The sequence below is a fragment of the Geoalkalibacter sp. genome, assembly GCF_030604225.1.
GTDB lineage: Bacteria > Desulfobacterota > Desulfuromonadia > Desulfuromonadales > Geoalkalibacteraceae > Geoalkalibacter.
Window position 1 is genome coordinate 1 of sequence record NZ_JAUVWH010000196.1, and the last position, 3217, is coordinate 3217.

General features: G+C 64.0%; 2 protein-coding genes. One reads left to right on the forward strand and one right to left on the reverse strand.

The genetic code is table 11. From position 1 onward, the window contains the following. Positions 1 to 101: 101 nt before the first annotated feature. A complete protein-coding gene (locus QAT43_RS14645; RefSeq protein WP_305043832.1) occupies positions 102 to 1862 on the forward strand; it encodes a DEAD/DEAH box helicase in 1761 nt (586 codons plus the stop codon). 27 nt (positions 1863 to 1889) lie between these two features. Here QAT43_RS14645 and QAT43_RS14650 read toward each other — a convergent pair. Further along, on the reverse strand, positions 1890 to 3217 hold a 1328-nt coding region (locus tag QAT43_RS14650), incomplete at its 5' end, for an ATP-binding protein (RefSeq protein ID WP_305043833.1).

Below are 3217 nucleotides of genomic sequence, written 5' to 3' on the forward strand. Positions count from 1 at the left end.
AAATCTCACGCACCTGCATTTAGCAATTTCAAATCGACTGAAGTTCAGGTTAAACTTCGCCTTTCCCAAGCGCTGTTCCCCGACTCCCGATAAGGATTCCCATGACCGAAGAAACCCTCCCTTCCTTCGCCTCCCTGAACCTGGCGCCGGCCATCGCCCGGGTCATCGACGAAATCGGCTACGAAAGCCCCTCGCCCATTCAGGCGCAAAGCATCCCGCCGCTGCTCGAAGGGCGCGACCTGCTCGGTCAGGCGCAGACCGGCACCGGCAAGACCGCCGCCTTTGCCCTGCCGCTGTTGAGCCGCCTCGATCCGGCGTTGAAGCATCCGCAGATTCTGGTGCTCACCCCGACCCGCGAGCTCGCCTTGCAGGTGGCCGAGGCCATGCAGACCTATGCCCGCCACCTGCCGGATTTCCAGGTGCTGCCGGTGTACGGCGGCCAGAACATGGGCCAGCAACTGCGCATGCTGGCGCGCGGCGTGCAGGCGGTGGTCGGCACGCCGGGGCGTATTCAGGATCATCTGCGGCGCGGCACCCTGCGCCTGGAGCGCCTGCTGGCCGTGGTCGTGGACGAGGCGGATGAGATGCTCAAGATGGGCTTCATCGAGGATGTGGAGCAGATTCTCGAACATGCGCCGGCGCAGCGGCAGGTCGCCCTGTTTTCCGCCACCATGCCCAAGGAGGTGCTGCAGGTCGCGCGGCGCCAGCTCAAGGAGCCGGTGGAAATCCGCATCAAGGCCAAAACCGCGACGGTCGAAACCATCTCCCAGCGCTTCTGGCAGGTCAAGGGCCTGCACAAGCTCGATGCCCTGACGCGCATTCTCGAAGCCGAGGACATCGAGGCAATGATCGTCTTCGTGCGCACCAAGACGGCCACCGTGGAGCTCTCGGAAAAGCTCGAGGCGCGTGGTTTTTCCAGCGCGCCCCTGAACGGCGACATGACCCAGGCCATGCGCGAGAAGACCATCGAGCGGCTGCGCGGCGGCGGCCTCGACATCGTCGTCGCCACGGATGTCGCCGCGCGCGGTCTCGACGTGCCGCGCATCAGCCATGTGATCAATTACGATATCCCCTACGACACCGAGGCCTACATCCACCGCATCGGCCGCACCGGCCGCGCGGGCCGCGAGGGCAAGGCGATCCTGTTCGTCGCGCCGCGCGAAATGCGCATGCTCTCCGCCATCGAGCAGGCCACCCGCCAGCCCATCACCGCCATGAGCCTGCCGACTCGCAAGGACATCACCGACCGACGCGTCGGCCTGTTCAAGGAACAGATCGCGACGGCCATGGAATCCCAGGATCTGGAATTTTTCGAGGAATTCATCGACAGCTACCAGAGCGAGTACGACGTCGGCCTGCGCCGCATTGCCGCCACCCTCGCCTATCTGGTGCAGAAGGATCGGCCCTTGCAGCCCGAAGGCGGTTTCGCCGAGGAAAAGGTCGAACCCGAACCACCGCCCCGCGCCCGCCCCGCCCGCGCCAGGGAATCGCGCGACGGCAACTGGCAACGCTACCGCATCGAGGTCGGCCGGGCCCACAAAGTCGAGCCGGGCAACATCGTCGGCGCCATCACCAACGAGGCCAACCTGAGCAGTCGCGACATTGGCCAGATCAAGATTTATGATGCCTTCAGCCTAGTCGACCTGCCGCGGGATCTGGCACCCGAGGCCCTGCGCCGCCTGCAAGGGGTGTGGGTGTGCGGTCAGCGTCTGCAGATCAGTGAGGATCGGGGAGCGGGTCAGGAGGCGGGAGGCAAGCCCGTCAAAAGACGTTTGCTGGCCAAGGGCGGGGACCAGCGGCCGTTCAAGGCGGGCGCGAAAAAGCCGCCCCACAGCCGCCGCGGCCCCAAAGGGGGGAAATAAGCGCATCGCTGCCCTTGCCGGCGCGGCTCAGGCCTCCGGCAGGGGCAGGAAAAAGGTGAAGGTACTGCCTTCCCCAGGACGACTTTCGACGTCCATATAACCGCCCATCAGTTCCACCAGCTTGCGGCTGATGGCCAGGCCCAGCCCCGAACCGCCGTGGCGGCGCGTCAGCGACCCATCCACCTGGGAGAACAGCTGAAAAAGTTCGGACAACTTGTCCTCGGCGATGCCGATACCGCTGTCCTTCACCGCAAAGCGCACCAACTCGACCCCTTGCGCATTCTTCCGCGCACCTTTTTCCACGCACAGCGACAAGCCGCCTTGGTCGGTAAACTTCACGGCGTTGCCGAGCAGGTTGACCAGCACCTGACGCACCCGGAAGGAATCGCCCAGCAACCGCGGCGCCAGGGCAGGATCGATCTCGCAGGCGCAATGGAGGTTTTTCTCCCGCAGAAGCGGCGTGAACTCGGCCAGTATCTGCTGGATCAGGGCGCGCGGATCAAAAGGTTGGTGCTCGATCTTGAGTTTGTCGGCCTCGATGCGCGAGAGATCCAGAATGTCGTTAAGCAGAGTCAGCAGCGATGTTGCCGACTGATCGGCCAGCTTGAGCATCTCAACCTGCTCCGGATGGGAAGCCAGATCACGCGCCAGGCCGATCATGCCGATCACGCCGTTCATGGGGGTGCGGATCTCGTGGCTCATGTTGGCGAGAAACTGGCTTTTGAGCAGATTGGCCCTCTCCGCCGCGTCCTTGGCCCGCTGCAATTCCCGCTCCGCACGTTCCCGCGCGAGCATCTGGCGCCGCAAATGGATGGTCGCCGCTCCCAGTCCCAGCAAACCTGCTCCGACAAAGAAGAGATGCCCCATCAGTAGGCTGCGCCGGCGGCTTTGAAAAATCGGCTGATAGGGCGCCAGGGGGATGGAAACACTCAAGCCGCCGCGAATATCGCCAAGATGATAACCTTGCGCCGCATGGCATCTGAGGCAGGCTTCGGCGGTCACCATCGGCCGCATCAACCGCAAATGCGCAACGCCTTCAAGTTCGGCAACCTCACTGACCTCGGCGGCGCCGCCCTCAATCCGGCGCAAGGCCCGCTCTTCCCAAGGATCGGGGCGGTTTTCGGGGCGAATCGGCAAAAGGCTGGTGATGCGGCCGCGATGACCGAACTCGGCCAAAGCGAATTCCTGAACCAGGCGGGTCATGTAGGAAGGATTGACGGCGGTGAGCATCTGCCCCGCCGGTCCGGGGATGTCGCGGTGGGCCACATCGAGATGGGGATTGGGCGGCAATTTGTCACTGACCGGCGCGTACAAGGGGCCGTAGGTGGCATTCCACAGACGATAGCTTAGATCCT

Bases quoted from the DNA above. Each gene is read 5' to 3' on its own strand.
- QAT43_RS14645 (WP_305043832.1), top strand. From the start codon at position 102: ATGACCGAAGAAACCCTCCCTTCCTTCGCCTCCCTGAACCTGGCGCCG.